Raw genomic sequence first — 23,902 nt, forward strand, 5'->3', positions numbered from 1 at the left:
TGCTGTCCGTGCCCCTCCCTCCGCACAAGGGGCCTCACGCCCGTTCGGGCCAGGGACGCAACGGTGGCCACGTCTCCTTGCTCTGACCGGTCGAAGTCGCCTGGCAAGCGGTTGATCTTGCAGGGTATCCCCGGCTTCAGCCGGGGAGGGAATGCCGCTGCCGTGAACCCCCGGGTCGTCGGACGGGGCGCGGGGGTGCTTTCCTGACGGTCGGTTGCCGTGCCTGCGCCGGAATGCCGCCCGGTGCCGCCCATAGTGACCTCATGAGGTCTGTCACGAGCGCCGCCGCTGCCTTGGCCCTGGTCTCGGTGGCCGTGGGGTCGGGTGCCATGGCCCACCCGGCCGTCGCCGCCCCGGCCACCGTTGCCCCGGCCGTCGCGGCGGCCCCGGGCGGTTCCGCGGTGGTGCGCGAGCAGGTGGCGCCCGGTGTGGTCTACGAGGTGTTCACCGTTCCCACCTCGCAGGGAAGCACCCGGGTCCACCTGGTGACGGCGGATCTGGGGCGTGCGGGGGTGGCCGCTGGCCTGCTCTACCCGGGCGCGGTCGCCGCCCGCAAGACGGTCTCCCGGATGGGGGAGGAGGCCGGGGCCGCCGCCGCGATCAACGGCGACTTCTTCAACCTCACCGAGGACCAGCACCCCGGCGTCCAGGCGACCGGTGCCGCCTCCGGCCCGTCGGTCCTGAACGGCCGGCCGCTGAAGGGCGCAGTTCCCGGGGGACAGCGATTCGGCCGGCCGAAGCCGCTCGGTGACACCGGTGAGGACGTGTTCGGTGTGGGGGTGGACGGCAGGGCCCGGATGGGCCGTCTGGTGCTGCACGGTCACATCCGCACCCCGCAGGGTGAACTGGTGCTGGGCGGCCTCAACCAGTACGCCCTGCCCGTCGACTCGATCGGGGCCTTCACCTCCCAGTGGGGAGACGTCTCCCGTGCACGCGCCGCGTGCGGGACGGACGACGACCGGGCTGCTCCCTGCACCAGCGACGCCTATGAGGTGACCGTCCGCCAGGGCCGCATCGCGACGGTCTCCGACGCGCCGGGCACCGGCCCCATCGATCCGGACACCACGGTCCTGCTCGGCCGTGAGGCCGGCGCCCGTGCCCTGCGCGGACTGGCCCCCGGCACCCCCGCCGCGGTCGACTACCGCCTCGCCTCCAGCAGTCCAGTGCCGTTCGCCTTCGCCCTCGGCGCAGACCCGTTGATCCGCGACCACCGTTCCCTGCCGGGCCTGGACGACGTCACCGCCGAACCCCGCACGGCCGTCGGCATCGCCGACGGCGGCCGCATCGTGCGGCTGCTCGCCACCGACGGGCGCGTCGGCGCCTCCACCGGACTCACGCTCAGCGAACTGGCCGGCGTCCTCCACTCCCTGGACTGCGCCGAGGCCTCCTACCTGGACGGCGGAGCGTCCGCCACCATCGCCACCCGCGACCCCGCCACCGGCCGTGCCGTCGTGCGCAACAGCCTCTACCACGACCGGGAACGACCGGTCCCCAACGGCATCGCGGTCTTCTCGGCGCGTCGCTGACGGCGGCTCACCAGGGCCACACCGGGGTGTCGACGGAGCTCCCCGGGCGGCGGCGTGCGGCACGCACCCCTCGATGGCGACGGCCGACCCGACCGCCTTCACCGTTCCTTTCCCATTTCCCCGCGCCTTCGAGGTAAACCCGAGAGCAACCCTTGAGCGTTTCTCCAGTGTCCGCCCAGGTCCCTAAGGAGAGCCCACCATCATGGGAAAGCGTCGCAAGCCCAGCCCCCCGAGTCGGGCCCGCCTGGCGGCCCTCACGACGGCCATGGCCGGCGGCGCGGTGCTGGCCTCCGGAACGGCCCACGCCGAACCCACCCCCACCCTCGCCTCCGTCAAGGAGCAGGTGGACCAGCTGAACGAGGAGGCCGAGCAGTCCGTCGAGCGCTACAACGGCTTCCAGGCCAAGCAGCAGAAGCTCCAGGGCGAGGCCAACCGGATCCAGGAGAAGGTCGCCCGCGGCCAGGAGGCCATGAACGAACTGCGCACCCGGCTCGGCGCGGTGGCCGCCGACCAGTACCGCAGCAACGGCATGGACCCGGGCATCCAGCTCATGCTCGACTCCGACCCGGCCGCCTACCTGGAGCGCGCCTCGGTGCAGAACCAGGTCGCCGGCTCCCAGGCGAACCTGCTCAAGCAGGCCCAGGACGAACAGCGCAAGCTCGACCAGGACCGCGCCGAGGCCGCCGCGACCCTCGCCGAACTCGACACCGTCGGCGCCTCGCTGGGGACGCAGAAGAACCAGATCCAGACCAAGCTCGCCCAGGCCCAGGCCCTGCTCAACAAGCTCAGCGCCGCCGACCGCGCCAGGATCAACGCCCAGGAGTCCGCCGACAAGGCCAAGGCCGCCGCCCAGCAGGCCGCCGCCGCCGACCGCGCCTCCCGCTCCGCCGAACGCCCCGGCACGAACACCCCGGCCCCGCCGGCCGCCGGCGGGCGCGCCGCCGCCATCGTGCAGTTCGCCTACGCCCAGCTCGGCAAGCCCTACGGCTGGAGCATGACCGGCCCCAACAGCTTCGACTGCTCCGGTCTCACCGGCGCCGCCTACCGCGCGGCCGACATCAAGCTGCCCCGCATGTCCCAGGACCAGTGGAACGCCGGCACCCGCATCGCCCGCGGCGACCTCCAGCCCGGCGACCTGGTCTTCTTCTACGGCGACCTGCACCACGTGGGCATCTACATCGGCGACGGCAAGATGATCCACGCCCCCCGCACCGGCAAGAACATCGAGGTCCTCCCGATCGGCGTCATGCCCTACATGGGCGCCGTCCGGCCGTAGCGGCGGACGCCGGCGTTCAGCCCGGACGACGGCTGCTCGGCGCCGGCCGGCCCGGCGGCCGGACCCGCGCGGCCCCCGCCGTCCGCTGGTCGAGCGTCAGCATCGCGTCGGCGACCTCACCGATCGCCGCACCGGGGATCGTGGTGGCGGCGTCGTCGAGGACGAGCAGCCGAGCCCCGGGGATCGCGCGGGCGATCGCCTCGCCGTTGCCGACGGGGAAGAACCGGTTGCGGCGGCCGTGGACGACGAGGGTGGGGACCTCGATCCCGGGCAGGTGCTCGCGCCAGCGGGGTGCGCAGTCGAGCTTGGAGAACACCAGGCCCAGCTGGTTGGCCATCTGGACCGGGGGCGCGGTGCCGGGCGTGCGGTCCCAGATGCGCGCGGCGACGGCGTGCGCGGCGGCGGGGTCGTCGCCGAGGATCTGCGCGCCGGCGGCGGCGAACTCCGCAACCGCCCCGCGGTCGGTCCAGTCGGGCATCGGACGCGCGAACAGCCGGCTCATCGTCGCCCGGTCATGGTCGGGGAGGTCGTCGTCCGGCGGGCCCGGGGCGACCGGCCGGGTGCCGACCAGGGTGAGCGCGCAGAACGCGCCCGGACGGTCCAGCGCGGCCACCTGGGCGACCATCCCGCCGACACCGATCCCCGCGAGGTGGACGGGCGTCCCGCCGAGCGTGCCGGCGAGGGTCTCGGCAAGGGCCGCGGCGTCGGCGGCGAGGTCGCGCAGGGTGTAGGCGGGCGCCTGCGGATCCGTCGTCGTCGACTCCCCGCTGTCACGCAGGTCGTAGCGCACCACACGGCGCCCGCCGGCCGCGAGGCGCTCGCAGAGCGCGTCGGGCCAGGAGAGCATCGTCGGCCCGCCCGCGAGCAGGACGAGCGGCGCGTCGTCGTCACCGAACGACTCGACGCCCAGGGCGACCCCGTTGGCACGGACAGTGGTCATCGGAGGATCACCGGGAGTCGTCGTTGCCGAGACCGCGGTCGGGTGCGCTCATGTCGCCCGTCCCGGGCGTGCCGTCGGCGAGCCCGTAGCGCAGGTACACGGTGCCCTGCGGACCGGCCACCGGCGGTTCGAGGAGCGTGACGTTCGTGGGCACCGCGCCACCGTCGAACACCTTCTTCCCGACGCCGAGCAGGATCGGGTGCACCCAGAGGTCGAGCCGGTCGAAGAGCTTCTCCCGCAGGAGGCTCTGCACCAGGTTCAGGCTTCCGACGACCTTCACGTTCTCGTGCCGGTCGCGGATCTCGCGCACCGCGGCGGCCAGGTCCGGGCCGAGCTGCGTGGACCCGGCCCACGGGAGGTCGGGCGTGCCCCGGGAGGCCACGTACTTCGGGACGCGGTTGAAGAGCTCGGCGATCTCGCCGTCCTTCTGGTGCGGCCAGTAGGCGGCGAAGATGTCGTACGTGCGCCGGCCGAGCAGGAGGGCGTCCGTGCCCTCGTACGCGGCACCGATCTGCGCCCCGGTGACCTCGTTCAGCAGGGGCACCTGCCAGCCGCCGAACGGGAACCCCGCCGGGTCCTCGTCGGGCCCGCCGGGCGCCTGCCCGACGAGGTCCAGGGTCGCGAACAGCTCGATGTGGATGAGGCCCATGTCTGCACTCCCGATGAGTCGGTCGTCCCGGTCGAGATATAGACCTGCCGGGGCCGGAAAACTCATCGCCGCGCCGGTACCCGGCTTCCGTACCCGCCGACGGACGCGGCCGGCACGCCGCCGCCGAAGTGTCCTCCGGCCTTCAGCCGAGGGCGCCTGCCGGTTCCGGCGGTTGATGTCGTGCACTGGGCCCCAGGGTGTCGAGTCCGACGGGTGACTCCGGCCTGGAACCAGCCCGGCGACAACACTCCCAGCTACTGGCACTGGCCAACGGCGCGCGACCGGTGTCCTGACGGAACGTCATTGATCTTCTGCAGGGCTGGAGGCACCATGCAGTCATGGCTGACGAACGCTGTGATCATGGACTGATAGTCGGGCAGTGCGGTCACTGCAAACCGGTTCCCCGAGGTCTGACCGCATCCGTCTGGACGACGCGGGGCGGCTCGGTGTTCCACCGCTCGGTGGCGTGCGAGGCACTCGCCGACGGGCAGGCCCGCGCCGCCCGCTTCGGCAGGGACGTGCACGAGCCCACCCGCGTTGCGCTGGCCGACGCCATGGCTCAGGGGCGCGGCGCGTGCATCCCCTGCTTCCCCGCCTACCGGCCGACCAGCACCACCAAACCCTGCCTGGTCCGGGTGGACGCGCAGTGGTTGCGCGGCCTCCTCACCGAGTGGCGGCGCGGTGCCGACGGCCGGTGGAGCGGAGTGGTCTCGTACGTCGCCCGCGGCGAGCAGGTGACCGTCCTCAAGGACCAGGACGACCTGCGCCCGGCGCGCTGAACGCCCTGGTCGGGCTCGCTGGTCGGGCTCGCCACAGGCGCGCACGTTCTGCGCCGGCCTGCGGGCTTGCGCCCTCGCCTGCGCCCGCCCCGAGCCTGCGCGGCAGCGGCCTCACCGACCACCTGCCCGGCCTGCTCCTCGACGGTCGCGGCCGCCTCAGCCGCGCTGCTCGCCACGACTTCCGTGCCCACGGGCACGGGCCCTCAGGGCAGTTCTGCGCCTCTGGTGGCCGGATCTGATCGGCAGGGCCTCGCAGCCCGGGGGAGGCGGCAGGTCGGGCAGGAGCGGTGCCGGCCGCTCGGGCGGTCGCCCGGGGAGGGGAGGCGTCGGCGGCAGTGGCGCGGTCGCCGCGGAAACGGTGGTCATGATCTCAGCTCTCCTCTACTCGACCCCGCCCACTGTCTCCGGCTACCCGAATCCGGCGCCGCCACGCCCGCTTCCAGCCGTCGACGGGGCCGGTGACCGGACAGCGCCGAGGTCAGACGCCGCGCAGGGGCCGAAGATCAGCGGCTCGGCCGTGCCGCCACCGTGCTCCGCCGCACGGCCTTCCTGGAGGAGGTCGTCCAGGGCGGCTGGCGCTTCGAGGGCGGTGCCGTCCGACCGATGAGAGGGGAGGGAAGCGTGACGGGGATTGTCCTTCCCTCCCGGCGGCCGTCCCCTGGGGTCAGCCGATCAGTTGGTGCAGCCCCAGCACGCTCGCTCCCGACCCGGTCAGCCCGGCCAGCACCGCTGCGGCCACCGGTCCGCCGCCGAGGAAGGTCAATCCCCCTACGACGAGGCCGATGACGACCGCCGCGACGAGGATGATGGCTGTGCGGACCGTCAGGAACGGCGCGGGGCCGGGCTGGTTCTGGGGTGTCGGGGCGGGCGAACTCACGTTGTTCTCCATAGGGCTGGCGGTGATTCAGACACCGCTTCTACGTCGTTCCGTACCCGGTACCCCACGGACGAGTTTGCCGCGGGGCCGTTCTGAAGAATCTTGAAAAAGTCCGTGGGGTACCCGGGGGAGGGCTACTTACAAGGGGTCGGCCATCCGCCGAAGGCTGAGGGAGTCCGGCGAAGCCTGATGCCCGGCCCCGTTCCTCCAGCGGGCCGGGCAGACGATCGGAAGGGGTGCGGATGCAGGGCGACGACGCGGGCGGGCAGTCCACGGCCGCGCGCGCCCGGGACCTACAACCCGCAGGCCGCCCGGACAAAGTCGATCTTGGCGCGCCCGTCCCCATGAAGACCCTGGAGAAGCTGTACGCACAGAGGTCCCGCGAAAGCGAGGCTGCACGCAAGCAGCAGGAAAGCATCGACCGGCGGATGGCCGACCAACGGATCGTCGAGCTGCTGTCCCATGACGGCTTCGAAGGGCAGCGCTACGAGCGGTTCGTTGAGGAGCTCGTCCGGTACGGGATCGCGGTGCTGCGGGCCTGGATGCACTCCGGGTACATCTTCAAGCTCGTCGGGGGCCGCGGGTTCGGCCTGAACCCGAACGAACTGGAACTGGAAGAGCTGCACCTCAACGATGACCTCAGGGAGGAGCTGGCCACCATGACCGTGGCCTGCGCGCTGCCTCGCTTCCGCCGGCGGGCGTTCGTCGAGGGCGGCTGGCGTTTCGAGGGTGGCGCCAGCATCACCACCTACTTCATGGGCGCCTGCATCTACGACTTCCCGAACGAGTTCCGCAAGTGGCGGACCAGCGAGGAGAAGTACTTCCGGGCTCTTGGCCGCCAGAAGGCCTTCTACGAGGACCCCGTCCGCACCGTGGGTACCGACGAGGAGGTGCTGAGCAAACTGAGGGTGTTGCTTGAGCTGGAGGACATCGACGACCCCAGGACGAAGGCCGCGGTGGCGATGGTCATCGACGGCTACTCGCAGGAGGAGATCTGCGAGGTCCTGAACGCCAGGACCGTGCGTGCGGTCGAGGGACTGCTCTACCGGTGGCGGACCAAGATCAAGCGGCAGGAGGGTCGTGGAGCGCGTGGATGACGACCAGGACTTCGATGCGCTGCTGGAGCAATCCTCCCTGGGTTCTCCAGGGGCTCGCCGACTGCGTGCCCGCACCCCGGCGGAACGGGCCGAAGTCGTCCGCAGGATCGTTGAACTGCGCAACACCGACGCCCCTTCCCCGGACGGCGACGCAGAGAACGACACGACTGCCGCCCAACAAGAGGATGCTGACACCGGCCTCACGACCACGGCCATGCTCATCCTCATGGCGACGGTGTATGCAGAGACCGGGGACCACCGTACGGCGGAGCGCTTGCTCGTCCCACTCGCCGACGACGGCCACACCCACGCCATGATCAAGCTGGCCATCGTGCGCGAACGGATCGAGGGGACCGACCGTACCGGCGCACCGCGCCCTGACCCGGCTGCCGACCACATCAAGGCCACGAGAAACCAGGTCGTCGAGATCGATCGGATGGATGAGGGCCGGCCGGCGGCCCCGGCGAAGGCACGGGAGATCTTCGGGGAGAACCTCCCGCGTGCCGTCCGATACACGGAGCTGCTGGCGACTGTCGGGATGCAGCGTGGGCTGATCGGTCGGCGGGAGGTGCCGCAGCTCTGGGAGCGGCACGTGCTCAATTGCGCCGTGATCGCGGAGCTGCTGCCGGCCAATGCGACCCTCTGCGACGTCGGATCGGGCGCCGGACTGCCGGGCATCCCTGTTGCGCTGGCCCGTCCGGACGTCTCGGTGACCCTGCTGGAGCCACTGCTCCGCCGCACCTTCTTCCTGGAGGAGGTCGTGCGCGAACTCGGGCTGGAGAACGTCACCGTGCTGCGCGGCCGGGCCGAGGAGGTGGTCGGCAAGGTCTCGGTGGACGTCGTGACCGCGCGGGCGGTCGCCCCGCTGTACCGGCTGGCGGGCTGGGGCCTGCCGCTGCTCCGCCCGTACGGGCAGATGCTGGCACTCAAGGGCGACACCGCCGAGCAGGAGCTGGCCGACTCGCGGGCGGCGCTCGGCCGACTGGGAGCGACGGAGTGGTCGGTGATCCCCGTCGGAGAGGAGACGCTCGGCGCCCCGACCCAGGTGGTCCGGGTGAGAGTCGGCGAGAGCCCGGGCGGTGTGAGAACGACTCGCCGGACCAAGGCAGCGTGGGCCGGCCGAAGTGTCGGGAGAGCAATCCGGTCGGCCCACGGATCTGAACGGTCTGATCAAGCAGAGGGGACGTGATCGGGCGGAGGATCGGTGACCAGGTGGTCCGAGTGCGGTGGCCGTCCACCCGGGCCTACAACCTTGGTGTGTTCCACGACCGCGCCCAGCTCTCCGCTTGTTCCGGGGGCCACAGGAAGCGGGCGCCGAACTCCCTCTCCTCCCCGGGCTCCGCCTCCGTCAACGCACGCACCAGCGCCGGACTGTAGACGGCACGGACCCGGAAGTTCACCAGGAATCGGCTCTTGATCACGATCCGCGTGTAACGCCGGCTGTTACCCCGGTGGCGTCCGGCCACAATGACGCTCTCGCCGCCGTCGCCCCAGGCCGGCGGCGCGATCCACACCTTCGCCCCCGATGCGAAATGCCGCAGCCCCTGACGGATCTCCAGTCCGCCTTCGCCGCAACCGGTCTCCTGCGCGACATTGGCCACGAGACAGATGCCCAGCGGCTCCGGTCCGATTGCGTCCGTCATGACCGCCATGATCGCCCAGGGGCCTGTCGGGGCGACCAGCAGGGGGGCTCCGGAGCCGCTTGCGCGCGGGGGCCGGCTGCGGGCTGCCGGCTCTTCGGCTCGGTGTGGTACCTGGCCGAGACGGTCCACGCGATGGGCGGACCGTGGGTCTCGCGACGCGGGGCGGCGTTTCGAGTCAGAACAGGCACGCTGTGGCCGGGAGGGGCTGAGTCCACCCCCTCGGCGCGCACGCGAAGGAGCGGCCGGTCGGTGCGGTGACCGACCGGCCGCTCCGGGCCTCGCTGCGCCCGACGACGGCTCAGCCCATCGTGCAGGCGAGCTGCGCCTTCACCGCGTTGCGGAGATCCTCCTGCGCACGGCAGTCGGCGCTGAAGACGTCCTCCCACTTGGGGCTGATGAGGTGGACGTTCACGATCTCGGTGACGACGTCGACGTTCTGGGCCTTGATGGTGTTCTGGGCCACCAGCACCTGTTGCGTCGGAGCCGTCTGGGCGCCGATGACGCCGCCCTCACCGTAGTAGAGGTTGGTGATCTTGGTGTAGACGGTGACCTTCTTGCCCTGGATGTTGTTGCCGACGATGGCGACCGTCCAGTCCTTGTAGTTGCGCTGCCAGGCGTAGTTGGTCCGCTGGTTCAGGGCGGACACGGCGGCGTACCCGAGCTTGGCGATCCAGTAGTGCTTGATCAGCGGGCGGCCGCCGGGGTGGTCCCGGGGGTGGGCGGGCTCTCCCAACTGCACGCCGCTGGAAAGGTTCTGGGCTGCGATGCTCAGGCGGTCCGCCGCCCGACCCGGCTGGGCCGCGGCGCTGGCCGGCGCGGCGATGCCGCCGGTGACGGCAAGGGCCGCAGCCCCGGCGACCACGGCCGTCGTCCACTTCCCGACGGGCCGCTGACTGGTTGCCATCCTGGTACTCCTCGTTCAAGTGCGTAGACATGCGCACGGGCACGCCCTCGCGCCCGCCACCGGGCAACACCCGGCAACCTCGACTCTCGCCGACCCGCACCCGGGCGCACATCAGTCATTTGACGGCCGGCCACGGACGACCCGTCGGTGTGCAGCGTGTCAGTCATGAGGCCAGGTCGTCCGGGCACCTCGACACCTCCGACCTGCCCGAGCCGCGACGAGGCGCCGGGCTCCCGGCGCCTGTCCTCAGCCCTTGCCGAAGTGCACCGACGGGAAGGCGCCCGCTGCCCTGAGGGTGCTGGAGAATCCGCCGGCCAGATCGGTGAGGCGTGCGGTGGCGGCCGGGCCCAGGTGGTCGTACGGGGCGGCGTCGAGGCGGTCGGTCAGTGCCTCGGTCTCCTCGCGCAGAGTCGCGCCCGCCTGCGTCAGGTCGCCTGCCCCGTCCAACAGGCCGCGCTCGCGCAACTGGTCCCGGGCGGCGCCCCACTGCTGCGCGGACCACCCGCGGGTCCGCATGAACAGTGCCGAGGTCGGCGCCGTGCCGGTGGCGTTGTGCAGCACCAGTGCCTCGATGCCGGACAGGCCGGCTATCGCCAGGGCGGCGAGGTGGCCGTCACCCCGGTGCTCGCGCAGCAGTGTCGCGGCGTGCCACAGGGCCAGGTGCGGTTCTTCGGGTACAGGGAGGTCGGCGTTGGCGGCGTACAGCGGCCGCGCCTCCCGGCGGCAGGCTTCGGCGGCGTGCAGCGCCAGTTCGGCCGCCTCGGTCATGTCCGCGGACGTGAGGGCCTCCTTCCCGAGCAGCCGCTGCAGCGTCCGGTCCGCGCCGCGTAGCCGTGCCGCGAGCACCGCCTCCGGTGCGGCGACGCTCCACGCGGCGGGGATGTACCGCTGCACGTGCTCGTGGTTGAAGTTGTAGAACGTCGCGGTGACGGTCCCCGCGTCGACGGCCCCGAGCGGTGCCGCGCGGCCCGCGAGGTAGACCATGGGGCCGCGTTCCAGCCCGAGTGCCGCGAGTTCGTCCTGCGGCTCCGGTGCGAAGTACACCGACACGTGCAGGGGGTTGACGGCATTGTGGCAGCGGCGGCCGGCGCTCGCCTCTAAAGAAGTCATGTCGTGGCTCCGATGTCAGTGATCAGGTTGGTCGTGTGGTCGTGTGGTCGTGTGGTCGTGCGGCCGGGCGGCCAAGCGGGCGAGGCGCATCAAGCCTCGTTCGCAGGCTCTCGGTGGGGGCAGTCGGTCAGCCCGGCCGCGGTCCGGGTGAGGTGCCGGGTCAGGACCTCGGCTGCGGTGTCGGCGTCACGGGCGAGGGCCGCCTCCTCCAGCCGGCGATGTTCCAGGAGGGCGTCCCGGTCGGGGTTGCGGTGCGCCGACCAGCGGCGGGCCAGCTCGCTCGCGGTCCACATCCGGTCGAAGGTCTCCAGCAGGACGAGGTTGCCGCACCCCTCCAGCAGGGTGCGGTGGAAGAGTCGGTGGGCCTCGGCCCATGCGCTGCTGTAGTGCTTGCCCTCCTCCGGTACGTACGCCGGGGTGCGGGCCAGGCGGTGGTGGGCGGCTCGGACGCGGGCTTCCCAGTCCAGGTCGCCGCGTTCGACGGACATGCGCAGCATGACCGGTTCGACGGCCCGGCGGGCCTCCGTGATCTCCTGCCAGCGGCGGTCGGAGAAGGCCGGGACGGCGAAGCCGCGGTTGGGCAGCCGGTCGGCGAGGCCCTCGCCGACCACCCGCACGAGCGCCTCCCGCACGACGGCCAGGCTCACGCCCCGCTCCTTGGCGAGGTCCTGGGGCTTGAGGGCGTCACCGGGGGCGTGGTCCCCGCGCATGATCGCATCCCGCAGGTGTGTGTAGACCTGCTCGGAGAGCATCTGCTTCCCCGCCGGGGGCGAGGTGTGGGTCGTCTGAGTCACATCCACATGATAGACGATCAGATCGATAATCGATTATCGGTTTCATGGTCGATCCAGGGGCTGCGCGGCGGAACCAGGACCGGCGGACGCTTCTCCGCCGTGCCCGGACCGCACGGTGCCCCCGGCCGCCCCGGCCGCCCCGGCCGCCCCGGCCGCCCCGGAAAACCCGGTGCGGTCGGCGCCGCTCGCGCGCACACTGGCCGGGCATCCCCCCGAGCCGAAGGAGCCCCACTTGCAGGGTGCCGTCACCGTGTCGCCGTCCCAGGTACCGGAGTTGCTGCTGGGTCTGGCCACCGTCCGTCCGGTCTTCCTGTGGGGAGCGCCCGGCATCGGGAAGTCCTCGCTGGTACGGGAGTTCGCCGACTCGCTGGGCCTGGAGTGCGTCAGCCTGATCGGCACCCAGCTGGCGCCGGAGGACCTGGTCGGTGTTCCACAGATCACCGCGGCCGGCCGGTCCCGGTTCTGCCCGCCGGAGACGATCGCCCGCGACGAGCCGTACTGCCTCTTCCTGGACGAGCTCAACGCGGCGACGCCGGACGTGCAGAAGGCCTTCTACTCGCTGATCCTGGACCGCCGCATCGGTTCCTACGAGTTGCCGCCCGGCTCGATCGTGATCGGCGCCGGCAACCGGGCGACCGACGGCGCACTGGCCCGCCCGATGGCGTCCGCACTGGTCAACCGGCTGGTCCACGTCCACCTGCGGGCCAGCGCCGCCGACTGGCTGACCTGGGCGGCCGGCAACGGCATCCACCCCTGGGTGCTGGACCACCTCACCGACCGACCGGACCACCTGTGGTCCGCACCGCCGAAGTCGGAGGAGCCGTTCTCCACGCCGCGCGCCTGGCACATGCTCTCCGACGCGCTGCACTCCTTCGGCCCGACGCTGGAGGAGGAGACCCTCAAGGTGCTGGCGCACGGGCTGCTCACCCCGCAGCACGCGGTGGCGTTCTGCGGCTACGCCAAGATCGTCCGCAACGCCTACGGGCTGGACGCGATCATCAAGGGCGACGCCCGCTGGCCGAACCGCCTGGAGGACCGCGACCTGCTCTACTACCTGGCGGACGCCTTCCGCGGCCGCCTGATCAAGGAGCTGCCGGCCCGCAAGGAGCACGTCTCGCCGCAGCTGAGGCAGACCGCCTACCGCGCGAAGTCGCTGCTGGTGCAACTCGCCGAGATCTCGGTCGAGGTGGCACAGACGGTGATCGCGGACGGCCCGGACGGCAACCCGGTGCTGCCCGCCTGATTCCTGATCGAGGCGGCGCGGGACATGCCCCGGCTGGTCGAGGCCCGCCGGTGAAACCCGCCCCGACCCGCCCTGACCCGGCCGCCGAGGCGTACGCCGACGGACTGGCGATGCTGCGCGGCAACCACGCCCTCGCCTCGATCGACGCCCAGTTCTGCCGCGACCCCGACTGCACCCGGACACCCGAGGACGGCTGGGCCGCGGTCGACTCCGCCGGCTACGTGCACGTCAACGTCCGCCGCCGGGCCGAACCCGCCGAGTGGGCCTGGGTGTTGGCCCACTGCCTGCTGCACCTGGGCTTCGGCCACGTGCCCGCCGCCGGCACCCCGCGCAAGGCCGGCGACGCGTACGAGCTGGCCGCCCGCTGCGCGGTCGTCAACCGCTTCCTGGCCTCCTTCGCGATCGGCCGGGCACCCTTCGAACTACCGCCGGCGGTGCGCGGCGACGAGGAGGAGCTGGCCGCCCGCTGGCGCCGCGACGGCCTGCCCCGGGTCCCCGGCACCGCCGGACGCGGCAGCGACCAGGTACTGGCCTCCCACCACCCGCACTGGGCGCCCGAGGACTGGACGGTCGGCTTCGCCGCCGCGCTCACCCGCACCATGTCCGCCGCGATGGACGTGGCCGGCGGGCGACGCGAGGAGCTGACCGGTGCCCGGCTCCCGGAACGGCCGTGGACCCGCGCGCTCAACTGGTTCATCTCCTCCTATCCGCTGCTCGGCGGCATCGCGGCCGGCATGACACTGGTCGCCGACGCCGAACTCGCCCGCGCCCAGGGCATCTCAGTCGCCGCGGTCAACGCCGAGGCCGGCGAGATCTACCTCAACCCGCTGCGCCACCACAGCGACGAGGAGTGGCGGTTCATCCTCGGCCACGAGATGCTGCACGCCGCGCTCAAACACTCCGAGCGCTGCGGTGCCCGCGACCCGTACCTGTTCAACGTGGCCGCCGACTACGTGATCAACGGCTGGCTGGTCGAGATGGGTGTCGGCGAGATGCCCGAAGGACTGCTCCACGACCCGAAGTTGAAGGGCCTGTCGACGGAGGAGGTCTACGACCGGATCGTCCGCGACCAGCGCCGGCTGCGCCGACTGGCCACCCTGGCCGGGAAGGGCCGGCCGGACGTCCTGGGCGAACCGCTCGGTGCACCGCGCGACTACGTCGACCTGGACGACTTCTACCGGCGCGGTCTGCAGCAGGGCTTCGAGCTGCACCGACGCGAACGCGGGCTGCTCCCGGCCGGGTTGGTGGAGGAGATCCGGGCACTGGCCCATCCGCCACTGCCCTGGGACGCGCAACTGGCCCGCTGGTTCGACGAGTTCGTCCCCTCGCCGACGGCCGTGCGGAGCTTTGCCCGGCCCTCCCGGCGGCAGGCCTCCACCCCGGACATCCCGCGCGCCGGGCGGTACTTCCCGCCCGAGGAGGTGGCCCGCTGCACCTTCGGCGTCGTCCTCGACACCTCGGGCTCGATGAGCCGCACCCTGCTCGGCAAGGCGCTCGGCGCCATCGCCTCGTACGCCGCCGCCCGGGACGTTCCGGCGGCCCGGGTGGTGTACTGCGACGCCGCGCCGCACGACGCGGGCTTCCTGCCGGTGGATGACATCGCCGCCCGGGCCCGGGTACGCGGACGCGGCGGCACCGTGCTGCAGCCCGGCGTCGACCTGCTGGAGCGGGCCGAGGACTTCCCGCCCGGCGCACCGGTCCTGGTGATCACCGACGGCGAGTGCGACGTGCTGCGGGTGCGGCGGGAGCACGCGTACCTGGTCCCGCAGGGCGCCGGGCTGCCGTTCACGCCGCGCGGGCCGGTGTTCCGGATGCGCTGACCCGACCGGCCGGGGCCTGCCGCGCCGGAGCCGGGGCCGGGGCAGGGTGCCTGCGGTCACTCGCCCTGGCCGGCGCTTCCCATCGGGCCGATCTTCACCGGCGCGCCGCTGCCGTTCGTGACGGGCAGCGAGCCGGCGCCCGGCCAGGGCAGGGTGACCGACTGGGTCTCGTCCGGCGGGGTCACCACCAGGCCGGTGATCCGGACGCCGGAGCCGCCCGAGGTGTTGGCCGGGTAACTGATGCCGAAGTACGTCGACTTGCCGTTCGGCACGACGCCCTCGACGACCGGCTCGCCGAAGCGCTTCGCGGACAGCGTGCCCGCGGAGGTCTTCAGGTCGACGCCCGCGTACCCGGAGAGCGTGCAGGCCTTGCCGCTGTGGTTCTTCAGCTCGACCACGACGGTGTTCTCGGCGTCGCCGGTGATGGTGCGGTCCGCGGCGGTGATGGTCAGGTCCGCGGTCCGGCACTTGCCGGTCTTCCCGGCACCGGTGGAGCCGGCCGGCGCGGCGGTGGGCGATGCGGCCGCAGGCGGTGTGGCGGCGGGCGGTGTGCTGCCCTTCCCCGAACTACCTGCGGCCGGACTACCTGCGGCCGGACCGCCCGAGGCCGGACCGCCCGAGGCCGGACCGCCCGAGGCCGGGCCGCCGCTGGGGGCGCCGGTGGCCGCGACCGGGGCGGTGGCCGGGGCGGCGGTCGGAGCGCCTTGTGCGGTGCCCGTCTCGTCGTCCTGGCAGGCGGTGAGCGAGAGAGCGGCGGCGACGGCCAGGACGGCGAAGGCGGACTTGCGGACGCGCACGGTGTTTCCTCCGATAGGACGGCAGTGCCTGGTGCTCGGTGCGAGCGGGTTTCCGAAGACCAGGACCGCCCGCCCGGAAGAACCGTTCCGTCCCGGCCGCCCCCAGGACAGTGCTGTGACATGTACGGCCGGAAACCACCCGCGCCGGCGCAGGCCGTGCTGCGCCGCACCCCGCCGCCGACCTGCCCTGACGCCCGTTCACGCCACCGCCGCGCACCGCCGACGCCGTCGCCGTCCGCCGGGACAGACCCGTGACCCGGACGACCTTGACCACACGTCCCGAAGAACCTCCCGCTCGAAGGCCGGGGGAGCGGCCGCGCGCTGCGGGCGAGTCTTTGGCGGCCCGCTGTCGGTGACCGGATCGCACAGCGCTGCCCGGCCCGAGGCGATGGTCAGAGTGCTCCCCTCAGCCCGGGGTCGGGGGCACCGAACCAGCGGTCCACGGTCTGCTCGAACTCCGTGTGGCCGGGGCGGCGGTCGGTGGTCGCCCAGGCGACCGTGCCGTCGGGCCGGACGAGCACGGCGCCCAGCCCGAGGTCGTTCCGCGCCGGCCCGGCCGCGTACCGGAGCCGGCGCTCCCGGCGCGCGGCCGGACCGTGCAGGGACCGCTCGGCGGTGAAGTCGAGGACGACGCCCCGTCCGTCGTGCATCAGGTCCGCGAGACGGGTGCCGTCCGCCAGGCGGAGGTCCGGCGCGTCGCGGCCGACCAGCGGGTGCTCGCCGCCCAGGTCGTAGCGGATCGTCGCCCCCGATGCCCGCAGGAACACGTAGGTCGTTCCGTCCCGCGTCCCGATCAGGTCGCGGATCACGTGCTGGACGGCCTGGCCGTGGGGGTCCGGCTTCATGGCCGCGGCCTGTGCTCGCGTCCAGTCGAGGGCCGACGCGCCGACCGGACGGCGTTCGAGGGTGTAGGTGTCGAGCAGCCCGTCCGGGGCGTGGCCGTGCACGGTCGCCGCGAGCTTCCAGCCGAGGTTCATCGCGTCGCCGATGCCGAGGTTGAGGCCCTGCGCTCCGAGCGGGGAGTGGATGTGCGCGGCGTCCCCCGCGAGCAGGATCCGCCCTCTCCGGTAGGTCGTCGTCTGCATCGCCCGGTCGGTGAAGGTCGACACGAGCCGGACGTCGCCCAGCGTCACGTCCGTTCCGGACACCCGGCGCAGAACCGTCTGGAGATGCTCGCGGGTCGGCCGCTGCGAGCGGTCGAACGCGCCGCCGTCGCAGTCCAGCACGCCGATGTAGTCCTTCGCCGGCATGTGCAGGTACATGCCGGTCGGGGTCAGGTTGAACCCGGGGCGCAGCTTCTCGGGGCCGGCAACGGTGGCGAGCATGACGTAGCCGGTGAACTGCGGTTCGCTGCCGACGAAGTCGAAGCCCGCGAGCCCTCGCACGGTGCTGCGTCCGCCGTCGCAGCCGACGAGCCAGCGCGCCGTGTACGTGCGCCCGCCGCCCCGCACGACCACGCTCTGGCCGTCCTGGGTGACGCCCGAGACCGTGACGCCGTGTTCGACCTCCACCCCGAGCCCGGCCGCCCGCTCGGACAGCGTCGTCCCGACTGCTTCGAGGGTCGTCAGCACGCCCTCGGACGCCGGACCGGGGAGCCGGAACGGCAGGGCGGTGACGTCGATGTCGGCCGGATCGAGCATCACACCGGCGAAATGGCCTGCGCTCCGAGGAGGTGACGGCCGATCAATTCCCGAATCCGCGTCGGAGCCCGCACCCGAATCGGTGCCGGAGTCGTCGTCGACGCCCGAGGCCGTCAGCAGCCGGTGCAGCATCCCACGGCGGTGGAACGCGGCCACCGACGCGGCGGACAGCCCCCGCATCCCGAGCGGGTCCGCCTTCCAGGGGGAGCGGAGCGCCGGCTCCCGCTCCAGGACCAGGACGGAGCAGCCCGCCAGGCCGAGTTCGCAGGCGAGGAACAGGCCGACCGGGCCGGCGCCCACGATCACGACGTCGTACACGCGGCTCACCGGCCCTGCTCGTCGAGCAGGGCCACCAGACCCCGGGCCGTGTTGCCCTCGGAGTCCACCGCCCGGGCCTCGGCACCTTCGAACACGGCTTCCTCGGTGGGGCGCAGGAACATCGCCTCCTCGTACGCGGTGAGTGCGGCCTCGACGTCGTCGGGGTGCGCGGCGAGGGCCGTGCCGAGTTCGGCGCCGTCGAGCATGGCCAGGTTGGCGCCCTCGCCGTTCGGGGCTGCGAGGTGGGCGGCGTCGCCGAGCAGGGTCACCCCCGGCACCCGGTCCCACCGGAGCCCGGTCGGCAGGGCGTAGTGGGGGCGCAGTACCGGGGCGGTGTCGGTGTCGGTGATCAGGGCGGTGAGTTCCGGCGCCCAGCCGTCGAACTCCTGGGCGATCCGCGCGGTGGCCGCGGCGGCGTCGGTGAAGTCGACGGCGGCGAACCAGTCCCGCTCCCGGGTGAGTTGCACATAGGCGTGCAGGGTGGCGCCGCTCTCCCGGTGGGCGAAGATCTCCTTGCCCGGCGAGGGCGCGATCATCGACCCGCCGCCCACCGCCCGGGAGGCGGCCGGGTGCCGGGTGTCGGCCTCGAACAGGTAGGTCTCCACGAACGACGTGCCGGCGTACTCGGGGGTGGCGTCGCACAGCAGCGGCCGGACCCGGGACCACGCGCCGTCCGCGCCGACCAGCAGGCCGGCGACGACGGTGCACCCGCAGGCGAACGTCACCGCGTGACCGCCGCCGCCGAGCCCACGGACACCGCAGACCTTGTGGTCCCACCGAACGGTGTCCGCCGGGAGCGAGTCGAGCAGCATCCGCCGCAGGGCACCGCGCATCACCTCGGGGCGACCACCGCCGTCGTCGTCGGCCTTGTCCAGCAGGACGGTCCCGTCCTGATCGAGGACCCGCATCGCCTGGCGGCCCCCGATGACGATGGCGCGGAACTCCTCCGTCAGACCGGCGGCTCGGAGGGCGAGTTGCCCGTTGTGGTCGTGGATGTCGAGCATGCCGCCCTGCTTGCGCGCGGCCGCGGAGGGATCGGCCTCGTAGACCCTGGACGCAATGCCGTTGACGTGCAGGACGCGGGCCAGGACGAGTCCGCCCAGTCCGGCGCCGATGATCGTGACAGGGCTGTTCAAGATGATGACTCCCATGGGTCGGGCCGCCCGGCGGACCCCGGCCGGCCACCTGCGCACGGGCAGGCATCCGAAGACTGACGCGGGCCGCTCACACGGGGCTCACACAGCGCTGACAGCGACTCCCGTGCTGCTCCCACGGCCGCGTGCCCCGCCGGATGCCAAGGCAGCGCACCGATGTGGCGACCCGTTCGGGAACCCGTTTGGGAACCCGAGGCCGCGCACGGGAGGATCGGAGGATGGACGGCGACACCCGGCTTCGCATCACGCTGCTCGGCGGCCTCGACGCGTCCCGCGGCGACGCCGCCCTGCCCGTGCCGGGTGCGCGGTTGCAGGCACTGCTCGTACGGCTGGCCCTGGCCGGCGGCCGCGCGGTCGCACCGGGCACCCTGATCGACGCGATCTGGGCCGAGACACCGCCGGCCGACCCCGCCCACGCCCTGCAGGCCCTCGTCTCACGACTGCGCCGGACCCTCGGCTCGGCCGCCGCCGTCACCCAGAACGCGGGCGGCTACCGGCTGGACGTGGATGCGGCCGACGTGGACGCGCTGCGGTTCGAGCAGCTCACCGCCACCGGCCGGGACCGCCTGCGCACCGGCGACCGTCACGCCGCGGCGGCCGCGCTCGGCGAGGCCGTGACGCTCTGGGGCGATCACCCGGGCGCTGAGCCGGTGGCCGTCGCCGCGGTGGCACCCGCCGCCGCGACCCGGCTGGCCCACGCCTCGGTCGAGGCGGTGGTCGACCTCGCCGACGCCGAGCTGTCCCTGGGCCGGGCCGACGCGGCCGCCGCCCGGCTGACCGCGCTGCTCGCCGAGCAGCCGGTCCACGAGCGGGCGGCCGTCGTGCTGTTGGACGCACTCGCCGCCCAGGGCCGCCAGTCCGAGGCCCTGGCCCGCTACGCGCAGATCCGCGAAACCCTCGCCGCCGAACTCGGCACCGAACCGGGCGCCGCCCTACGCGAACGCCATGTAGGCCTGCTGCGCGCCGACCGCACCGCCCCGACCACCCCGGCAGCCGATCCCGCCGGTCCTGCCGGTCCCGCACGGACCACGGCGACCGCACCGACCGCGGCGACCAACCTGCCCACGCCGCTGACCGGCTTCGTCGGACGCGACGACGACCTCGCCCGGATCGACACCCTGCTCACCACGGGCCGCCTGGTCACCGTGCACGGCCCCGGCGGCGCCGGCAAGACCCGGCTCGCCGTCGAGGCGGCCCGCCGCCGGCACCGGGCGTACCGCGACGGCACCTGGCTGATCGACCTCGCCCCGGTCACCGAGCCGGCCAAGGTCGGCGCAGCCGTGCTCGCCGGGACCGGACTGCGCGCCGGCGCGGTGTTCGAGGCCCGGCCCCGCGGCGAGAGCGACGACCTGCACCTGCTCGTGGACCGGCTCCGCGGACGGGAGAGCCTGCTGCTCGTCGACAACTGCGAGCACCTGATCGACGCCGTGGCCCACCTGGTCGCGGTGCTGCTGCCCCGCTGCCCCGGGCTGAGCGTGCTCGCCACCAGCCGCGAACCACTCGCGGTCGACGGCGAGGCGCTGGTGCCGCTCGGACCCCTCACCCTGCCCGGCCCGGACGACGACGTCGGGCAGACCCGGCAGGCGGAGGCCGTACGCCTGTTCACCGAGCGGGCCGCCGCCGTGCGCCCCGGCTTCGACGTCGACGAGGCGACACTGCCCGAGGTCCGACAGGTGGTGCGCGCCCTGGACGGGATGCCACTGGCCCTCGAACTGGCCGCGGCGCGGCTGCGGACGCTGTCGCTGCCCGAGCTGGCCGACGGGCTGTCCGACCGGTTCCGGCTGCTCACCACCGGCAGCCGCACCGCCCTGCCCCGCCATCGCACCCTGCGCGCGGTCATCGCCTGGAGCTGGGACCTGCTCGGCGAGCACGAGCGCACTGTCGCCGACCGCGTCTCGATCCTGCCCGGCGGTGTCACCGCCGCCTCGGCCACCGCCCTCTGCGCCGGCACGGCGGTGCCGGCCGCCGACGTCCCCGAACTGCTCGCGGGCCTGGTCGACCGGTCACTGCTCCAGCTCGCACCCACCGCCCCGGGCCGCTACCGGATGCTGGAGACACTCCGGGAGTACGGCACCGACCGGCTGGCCGGCGCGGACACCCTCGGCACCGTCCGCGACCTGGCCGCCGACCACTTCGCCGCACTGATGGCCCGCCACGACCCCCGGCTGCGCGGGCCCGACCAGCCGGCGGCCCTGCACACGATCGGCGCCGAGTACGACAACACGCTCGCCGCCCTGCGCCGACGCTGCGACACCGGCGACGCGCCCGGCGCCCTCGCCCTGGCCCTCGACCTCACCTGGTACTGGCAGATGCTGGGCCGCACGTCCGACGCGGCCCACTGGCTCGGCGAGGCGCTCGCGGTCCCCGGCGGCGGACCCACCCCCGAGCGCGAGTGCGCCCACGCGATCCACCTGCTCAACCGGGCCGCCACCCGGCCGGCCACGGCGACCGCGCAAGCCGCGGACGACCGGGCCGCCATCCTCGAACTGGCCGACCGGCTGACCGCCCGTCCGGAACTGCCCGGCCCCTACGGCGCGCTCGCCGCGCTCCCGCTCGCCTTCCTCCAGGCCGAAAGGACACCGGGGGAGAACACCACACCCGCGATCATCGAGCGCCTCGCCGACGGCGACGACGCGTGGCTCGCCGGGCTGGCCCGCAAGTTCCGCGCCGAGTTCGCCGAGAACACGGGCGAACTCGACCGGACCCGCGCCGACGTGGAGACCGCACTGGCCCGCTTCCGGCAGGTCGGCGACCGCTGGGGCCAGGCCGAGGCGCTGCCGATGCGCGCCCGGCTCCGGCAGTACGACGGCGACCTCGACGGCGCACTGGCCGACCTGCACGAAGCCCGCTCCCTGGCAGCCGGGTTCGGCTCGCTCAGCCGCACCGACGAAGTCTTCGCCGACCTGCGCTGGATCGACCTGCACCTACGGCGCGGCGACACCGGCCTGGTGACCGAGATGATCGACTCGGCGCGGGAGCGGGCGCTGCGCACGCAGTCCCCGGCGCTCCTCCTCCTCGTCCACGCGTGGGAAGCCGGCTTCCTGGTGCGCCTCGGCGACCTGGACCGGGCCCGGGAACTCCTCGACTCCGCCGAACGGGACCTGCCCGACGGCACCCCCTTCCCCGCAGACCACGCCCGCACGCTGATCGGCACCGCACGCGCCTCACTCCGCCTCCGGACCGGCGACCGGCCCGGCGCACGCACGGCCCTGGCGACCGCCTACACGGCCGCGCTGCGCACCCGGGACCTGCCCGTCCTGGCCGTCGTGGCCGTGCACACGGCCGCGCTCGCCGACGCGCACGCACTGCACCACCAGGCCGCACTCCGCCTCGGCGCCGCCTCCCGCCTGCGCGGCACCCACGACCACACCGACCCCCAGGTACGCGACCTCACCCGCACCGGCCGCGCCGCGCTGGGCACGGACACCTTCGCCGCCGCCTACGAAGAAGGCTGGAAGCTGAACCGCACGACAGCCACCACCAAGGCCGACCCCACCCGGATCCCCGGAGACCACCGGACACACTGACCGACCCCCGCCACGCCGTCCGGGGTCCGTGCCTGCCCCGGCCCCGATGCCGGGCGATTCGCCGTGTCGACCGCGAGGCGCGCGACCGGGCTCGATGTGGTTCCCCCGCGTTTCACGGGCGTTCGGCGTGGGGGCCGGCGCCGTTCCCTGATCAGCGGGGGCCGAGGCCGTGCAGCAGGGTGTCCACGACCTTGGTCGCCAGCACGTCGGGGTCGCCCTCGGGGCCGTTCAGGGCCTCGCCGATCAGGGCGTAGTAGACGCGCCGCGCCCAGTCGAGGTCCACCGCCGGGTCGAGCAGGCCCTCCTCCCGGGCCGCGGCGAGCAGCTCCAGGCAGCGGGTGGTGATGCCCTCCCAGGTCTCGGCCACCGCACCGCCCGGCTCGACCGGCTGGCCGAGGGCGAAGCCGAAGGCGCTCTTGACCCGGAGCACGTTCACGGTGGCCCGGTGGAGGACGACCAGCGGCGGTGCGGTGTCCGGGCGGCTGTCCTCGACGGCCTGCGCGAGTCGTTCGACGGCCGAGGCGGCGAGCGTGTCGATCAGCACCTGCCGGCTGGCGAAGCGCCGGTGGACGGTGGTGCGGGCCACTCCCGAGGCCTCGGCGATCTGTTCCATGGAGGCGGCCGGGTTCTCCGCGAGGACCCGTTCCGCGGCCTCCAGGATCGCGCGCACGCTCCGCTCCGCGTCCGCCCGTAGCGGTCGTCCCATGCCCTGCCTCCTCGTCGCGCCTGATCACAAGCGGAAGGAAATGATACAGCTGCGCCGCAGGTCGATCCCAAGCTGCGTCATGCGTGTTGCAGATATTGAGATAGCTGATACTGTCGTGTCGCAGTTACCCCGCAGTGCACCAGCTCAGCGAAGGAGCTTCACCATGAACAGCACCGCTCTCGTCACCGGCGCTTCCTCGGGCCTCGGTGCGGAGTTCGCCGCCCAGCTGGCAGCACGCCGCCACGACCTGGTCCTGGTCGCCCGCTCCGGCGACCGGCTCCAGGCGCTCGCCGAACGCCTGCGGGCCGAGCACGGCGTCCGAGCCGAGGTCCTGGTCCAGGACCTCACCGAGCCCGACGCCGCCCGGCGGATCGGTGCCGCGTTGGCCGACCGGGGCCTCGCCGTCGACCTCCTGGTCAACAACGCGGGCTTCGGCACCTGCGGCCGCTTCGAGGAGATCCCCGGCCGGCGCGACCACGACCAGCTGATGGTCAACGTCGTGGCACCGGTGGACCTCGCCCACGAACTGATCCCCGGCATGCTGCGGCGCGGATCGGGCGCCGTCGTCAACGTCGCCTCCACGGCCGCCTACCAGCCCGCCCCCTACTTCGCGACCTACGGCTCGTCGAAGACCTTCCTCCTCAACTTCAGCCTGGCCCTGCGTCAGGAATACCGGCGCCGAGGCATTCGCGTCCTGGCGGTCTGCCCCGGCCCGGTGGAGACCTCCTTCTTCGACACCATCGGTACCCGCAAGGCCGCCGTCACCGGGAAGTTCTCCACGCCCGAACCGGTCGTACGGGCCGCGCTGGCGGCACTCGACCGCGACCGCGCCTACGTGACCCCCGGCCTCGGCAACGCACTCGGCGGCCACCTGACACCACGCCGGCCCCGGACACTGGTCGCCGCCATGGCAGAGCGCATCACCCGCAAGGTGCTCGACAACGAGGTCACGCAGGCCACGGACCCCCGTACAGCGGTGGACGCCGGCAGGGCCGCGGCATGACACTCGCGACCCCCATGACCCCTGAGGCTGCAACGACGCCGGGACGGCGTGATCAACCTCCGCGCCGTACCCCAGGGGCTCGCCGCAGCAGCCCTCTGT

At 73.2% G+C, this 23,902-nt stretch carries 20 protein-coding genes; 9 read left to right on the forward strand and 11 right to left on the reverse strand.

What is annotated here, in order from left to right; genetic code table 11:
• The first annotated feature begins 263 nt into the window (after positions 1–263).
• Together ACIPSC_RS22105 and ACIPSC_RS22110 are read left to right on the forward strand one after the other, a co-directional pair.
• Complete coding sequence (locus ACIPSC_RS22105) at positions 264–1,526, forward strand: phosphodiester glycosidase family protein (protein WP_400827709.1); 1,263 nt, start codon at positions 264–266, stop codon at positions 1,524–1,526.
• Positions 1,527–1,728: 202 nt separating this feature from the next.
• Positions 1,729–2,802, forward strand: a complete 1,074-nt coding sequence (locus tag ACIPSC_RS22110; protein ID WP_400827710.1) for an NlpC/P60 family protein — start codon at positions 1,729–1,731, stop codon at positions 2,800–2,802.
• Between the two features lie 16 nt (positions 2,803–2,818).
• Here the strand turns inward: ACIPSC_RS22110 and ACIPSC_RS22115 are convergent, their stop codons facing one another.
• Positions 2,819–3,742, reverse strand: a complete 924-nt coding sequence (locus tag ACIPSC_RS22115) for an alpha/beta fold hydrolase (RefSeq protein WP_400827711.1) — start codon at positions 3,740–3,742, stop codon at positions 2,819–2,821.
• A gap of 7 nt (positions 3,743–3,749) precedes the next feature.
• Positions 3,750–4,391 carry a dihydrofolate reductase family protein gene (locus tag ACIPSC_RS22120; protein WP_400827713.1) on the reverse strand — a complete coding sequence of 214 codons (642 nt, stop codon included), beginning with the start codon at positions 4,389–4,391 and terminating at the stop codon, positions 3,750–3,752.
• 446 nt (positions 4,392–4,837) lie between these two features.
• Between ACIPSC_RS22120 and ACIPSC_RS22125 the strand changes: the two genes are divergently transcribed.
• Positions 4,838–5,170 (forward strand): hypothetical protein, encoded by a 333-nt coding sequence (locus ACIPSC_RS22125; protein WP_400827714.1) that lies wholly within the window; start codon positions 4,838–4,840, stop codon positions 5,168–5,170.
• 664 nt (positions 5,171–5,834) lie between these two features.
• On the opposite strand, the gene ACIPSC_RS22130 is transcribed toward ACIPSC_RS22125, so the two are convergent.
• Positions 5,835–6,047: a hypothetical protein gene (locus ACIPSC_RS22130; protein WP_400827715.1), complete on the reverse strand. Its 213-nt coding sequence runs from the start codon at positions 6,045–6,047 to the stop codon at positions 5,835–5,837.
• Positions 6,048–6,289: 242 nt separating this feature from the next.
• Between ACIPSC_RS22130 and ACIPSC_RS22135 the strand changes: the two genes are divergently transcribed.
• Both ACIPSC_RS22135 and rsmG read left to right on the forward strand, forming a co-directional pair.
• Positions 6,290–7,144: an RNA polymerase sigma factor gene (locus tag ACIPSC_RS22135; protein ID WP_400827717.1), complete on the forward strand. Its 855-nt coding sequence runs from the start codon at positions 6,290–6,292 to the stop codon at positions 7,142–7,144.
• 436 nt (positions 7,145–7,580) lie between these two features.
• Complete coding sequence (rsmG, locus tag ACIPSC_RS22140) at positions 7,581–8,333, forward strand: 16S rRNA (guanine(527)-N(7))-methyltransferase RsmG (protein WP_400827895.1); 753 nt, start codon at positions 7,581–7,583, stop codon at positions 8,331–8,333.
• Between the two features lie 55 nt (positions 8,334–8,388).
• Here the strand turns inward: rsmG and ACIPSC_RS22145 are convergent, their stop codons facing one another.
• The 4 genes from ACIPSC_RS22145 to ACIPSC_RS22160 all read right to left on the reverse strand — a co-directional run bounded on the left by ACIPSC_RS22145 (position 8,389) and on the right by ACIPSC_RS22160 (position 11,595).
• Entirely contained in the window at positions 8,389–8,787 is a 399-nt protein-coding gene (locus tag ACIPSC_RS22145) for a hypothetical protein (protein WP_400827718.1), read from the reverse strand.
• Between the two features lie 298 nt (positions 8,788–9,085).
• Positions 9,086–9,691: a hypothetical protein gene (locus ACIPSC_RS22150; RefSeq protein ID WP_400827720.1), complete on the reverse strand. Its 606-nt coding sequence runs from the start codon at positions 9,689–9,691 to the stop codon at positions 9,086–9,088.
• A 246-nt stretch (positions 9,692–9,937) separates the two neighbouring features.
• A complete protein-coding gene (locus ACIPSC_RS22155; RefSeq protein ID WP_400827721.1) occupies positions 9,938–10,801 on the reverse strand; it encodes a hypothetical protein in 864 nt (287 codons plus the stop codon).
• An 89-nt stretch (positions 10,802–10,890) separates the two neighbouring features.
• The gene (locus ACIPSC_RS22160) at positions 10,891–11,595 is read right to left on the reverse strand and encodes a GntR family transcriptional regulator (protein ID WP_400827722.1); all 705 of its coding nucleotides are present in this window, start codon (positions 11,593–11,595) and stop codon (positions 10,891–10,893) included.
• A 232-nt stretch (positions 11,596–11,827) separates the two neighbouring features.
• Here ACIPSC_RS22160 and ACIPSC_RS22165 point away from each other — a divergent pair, with 232 nt between their 5' ends.
• Together ACIPSC_RS22165 and ACIPSC_RS22170 are read left to right on the forward strand one after the other, a co-directional pair.
• Complete coding sequence (locus ACIPSC_RS22165) at positions 11,828–12,838, forward strand: ATP-binding protein (RefSeq protein ID WP_400827723.1); 1,011 nt, start codon at positions 11,828–11,830, stop codon at positions 12,836–12,838.
• Between the two features lie 110 nt (positions 12,839–12,948).
• On the forward strand, positions 12,949–14,658 hold the full coding sequence (locus ACIPSC_RS22170; protein WP_400827897.1) for a hypothetical protein: 1,710 nt from the start codon (positions 12,949–12,951) through the stop codon (positions 14,656–14,658).
• A 56-nt stretch (positions 14,659–14,714) separates the two neighbouring features.
• On the opposite strand, the gene ACIPSC_RS22175 is transcribed toward ACIPSC_RS22170, so the two are convergent.
• The 3 genes from ACIPSC_RS22175 to ACIPSC_RS22185 form a co-directional block, all read right to left on the reverse strand.
• A complete protein-coding gene (locus tag ACIPSC_RS22175) occupies positions 14,715–15,455 on the reverse strand; it encodes a DUF4232 domain-containing protein (protein WP_400827724.1) in 741 nt (246 codons plus the stop codon).
• 392 nt (positions 15,456–15,847) lie between these two features.
• Entirely contained in the window at positions 15,848–17,413 is a 1,566-nt protein-coding gene (locus ACIPSC_RS22180; RefSeq protein WP_400827898.1) for an FAD-dependent monooxygenase, read from the reverse strand.
• A gap of 5 nt (positions 17,414–17,418) precedes the next feature.
• Positions 17,419–18,549, reverse strand: coding sequence for an FAD-dependent oxidoreductase (locus tag ACIPSC_RS22185; RefSeq protein WP_400827726.1), 1,131 nt, complete (start codon positions 18,547–18,549; stop codon positions 17,419–17,421).
• Positions 18,550–18,785: 236 nt separating this feature from the next.
• Here ACIPSC_RS22185 and ACIPSC_RS22190 point away from each other — a divergent pair, with 236 nt between their 5' ends.
• The gene (locus ACIPSC_RS22190; RefSeq protein WP_400827727.1) at positions 18,786–22,094 is read left to right on the forward strand and encodes an AfsR/SARP family transcriptional regulator; all 3,309 of its coding nucleotides are present in this window, start codon (positions 18,786–18,788) and stop codon (positions 22,092–22,094) included.
• A 151-nt stretch (positions 22,095–22,245) separates the two neighbouring features.
• Here the strand turns inward: ACIPSC_RS22190 and ACIPSC_RS22195 are convergent, their stop codons facing one another.
• A complete protein-coding gene (locus tag ACIPSC_RS22195) occupies positions 22,246–22,800 on the reverse strand; it encodes a TetR/AcrR family transcriptional regulator (RefSeq protein WP_400827728.1) in 555 nt (184 codons plus the stop codon).
• Positions 22,801–22,963: 163 nt separating this feature from the next.
• Between ACIPSC_RS22195 and ACIPSC_RS22200 the strand changes: the two genes are divergently transcribed.
• On the forward strand, positions 22,964–23,803 hold the full coding sequence (locus ACIPSC_RS22200) for an SDR family NAD(P)-dependent oxidoreductase (RefSeq protein WP_400827729.1): 840 nt from the start codon (positions 22,964–22,966) through the stop codon (positions 23,801–23,803).
• Positions 23,804–23,902 lie beyond the last annotated feature (99 nt).

Origin of the sequence: Kitasatospora sp. NPDC090091 (assembly GCF_044747365.1) — a bacterium.
GTDB lineage: Bacteria > Actinomycetota > Actinomycetes > Streptomycetales > Streptomycetaceae > Kitasatospora.

Excerpts from the sequence above, each read along its gene's own strand:
- ACIPSC_RS22105 (WP_400827709.1), top strand. The coding sequence starts at position 264 with ATGAGGTCTGTCACGAGCGCCGCCGCTGCCTTGGCCCTGGTCTCGGTG.
- ACIPSC_RS22110 (WP_400827710.1), top strand. The coding sequence starts at position 1,729 with ATGGGAAAGCGTCGCAAGCCCAGCCCCCCGAGTCGGGCCCGCCTGGCG.
- ACIPSC_RS22115 (WP_400827711.1), bottom strand. The coding sequence starts at position 3,742 with ATGACCACTGTCCGTGCCAACGGGGTCGCCCTGGGCGTCGAGTCGTTC.
- ACIPSC_RS22120 (WP_400827713.1), bottom strand. The coding sequence starts at position 4,391 with ATGGGCCTCATCCACATCGAGCTGTTCGCGACCCTGGACCTCGTCGGG.
- ACIPSC_RS22135 (WP_400827717.1), top strand. The coding sequence starts at position 6,290 with ATGCAGGGCGACGACGCGGGCGGGCAGTCCACGGCCGCGCGCGCCCGG.
- rsmG (WP_400827895.1), top strand. The coding sequence starts at position 7,581 with ATGGATGAGGGCCGGCCGGCGGCCCCGGCGAAGGCACGGGAGATCTTC.
- ACIPSC_RS22145 (WP_400827718.1), bottom strand. The coding sequence starts at position 8,787 with ATGACGGACGCAATCGGACCGGAGCCGCTGGGCATCTGTCTCGTGGCC.
- ACIPSC_RS22150 (WP_400827720.1), bottom strand. The coding sequence starts at position 9,691 with ATGGCAACCAGTCAGCGGCCCGTCGGGAAGTGGACGACGGCCGTGGTC.
- ACIPSC_RS22155 (WP_400827721.1), bottom strand. The coding sequence starts at position 10,801 with ATGACTTCTTTAGAGGCGAGCGCCGGCCGCCGCTGCCACAATGCCGTC.
- ACIPSC_RS22170 (WP_400827897.1), top strand. The coding sequence starts at position 12,949 with ATGCTGCGCGGCAACCACGCCCTCGCCTCGATCGACGCCCAGTTCTGC.
- ACIPSC_RS22190 (WP_400827727.1), top strand. The coding sequence starts at position 18,786 with ATGGACGGCGACACCCGGCTTCGCATCACGCTGCTCGGCGGCCTCGAC.
- ACIPSC_RS22195 (WP_400827728.1), bottom strand. The coding sequence starts at position 22,800 with ATGGGACGACCGCTACGGGCGGACGCGGAGCGGAGCGTGCGCGCGATC.
- ACIPSC_RS22200 (WP_400827729.1), top strand. The coding sequence starts at position 22,964 with ATGAACAGCACCGCTCTCGTCACCGGCGCTTCCTCGGGCCTCGGTGCG.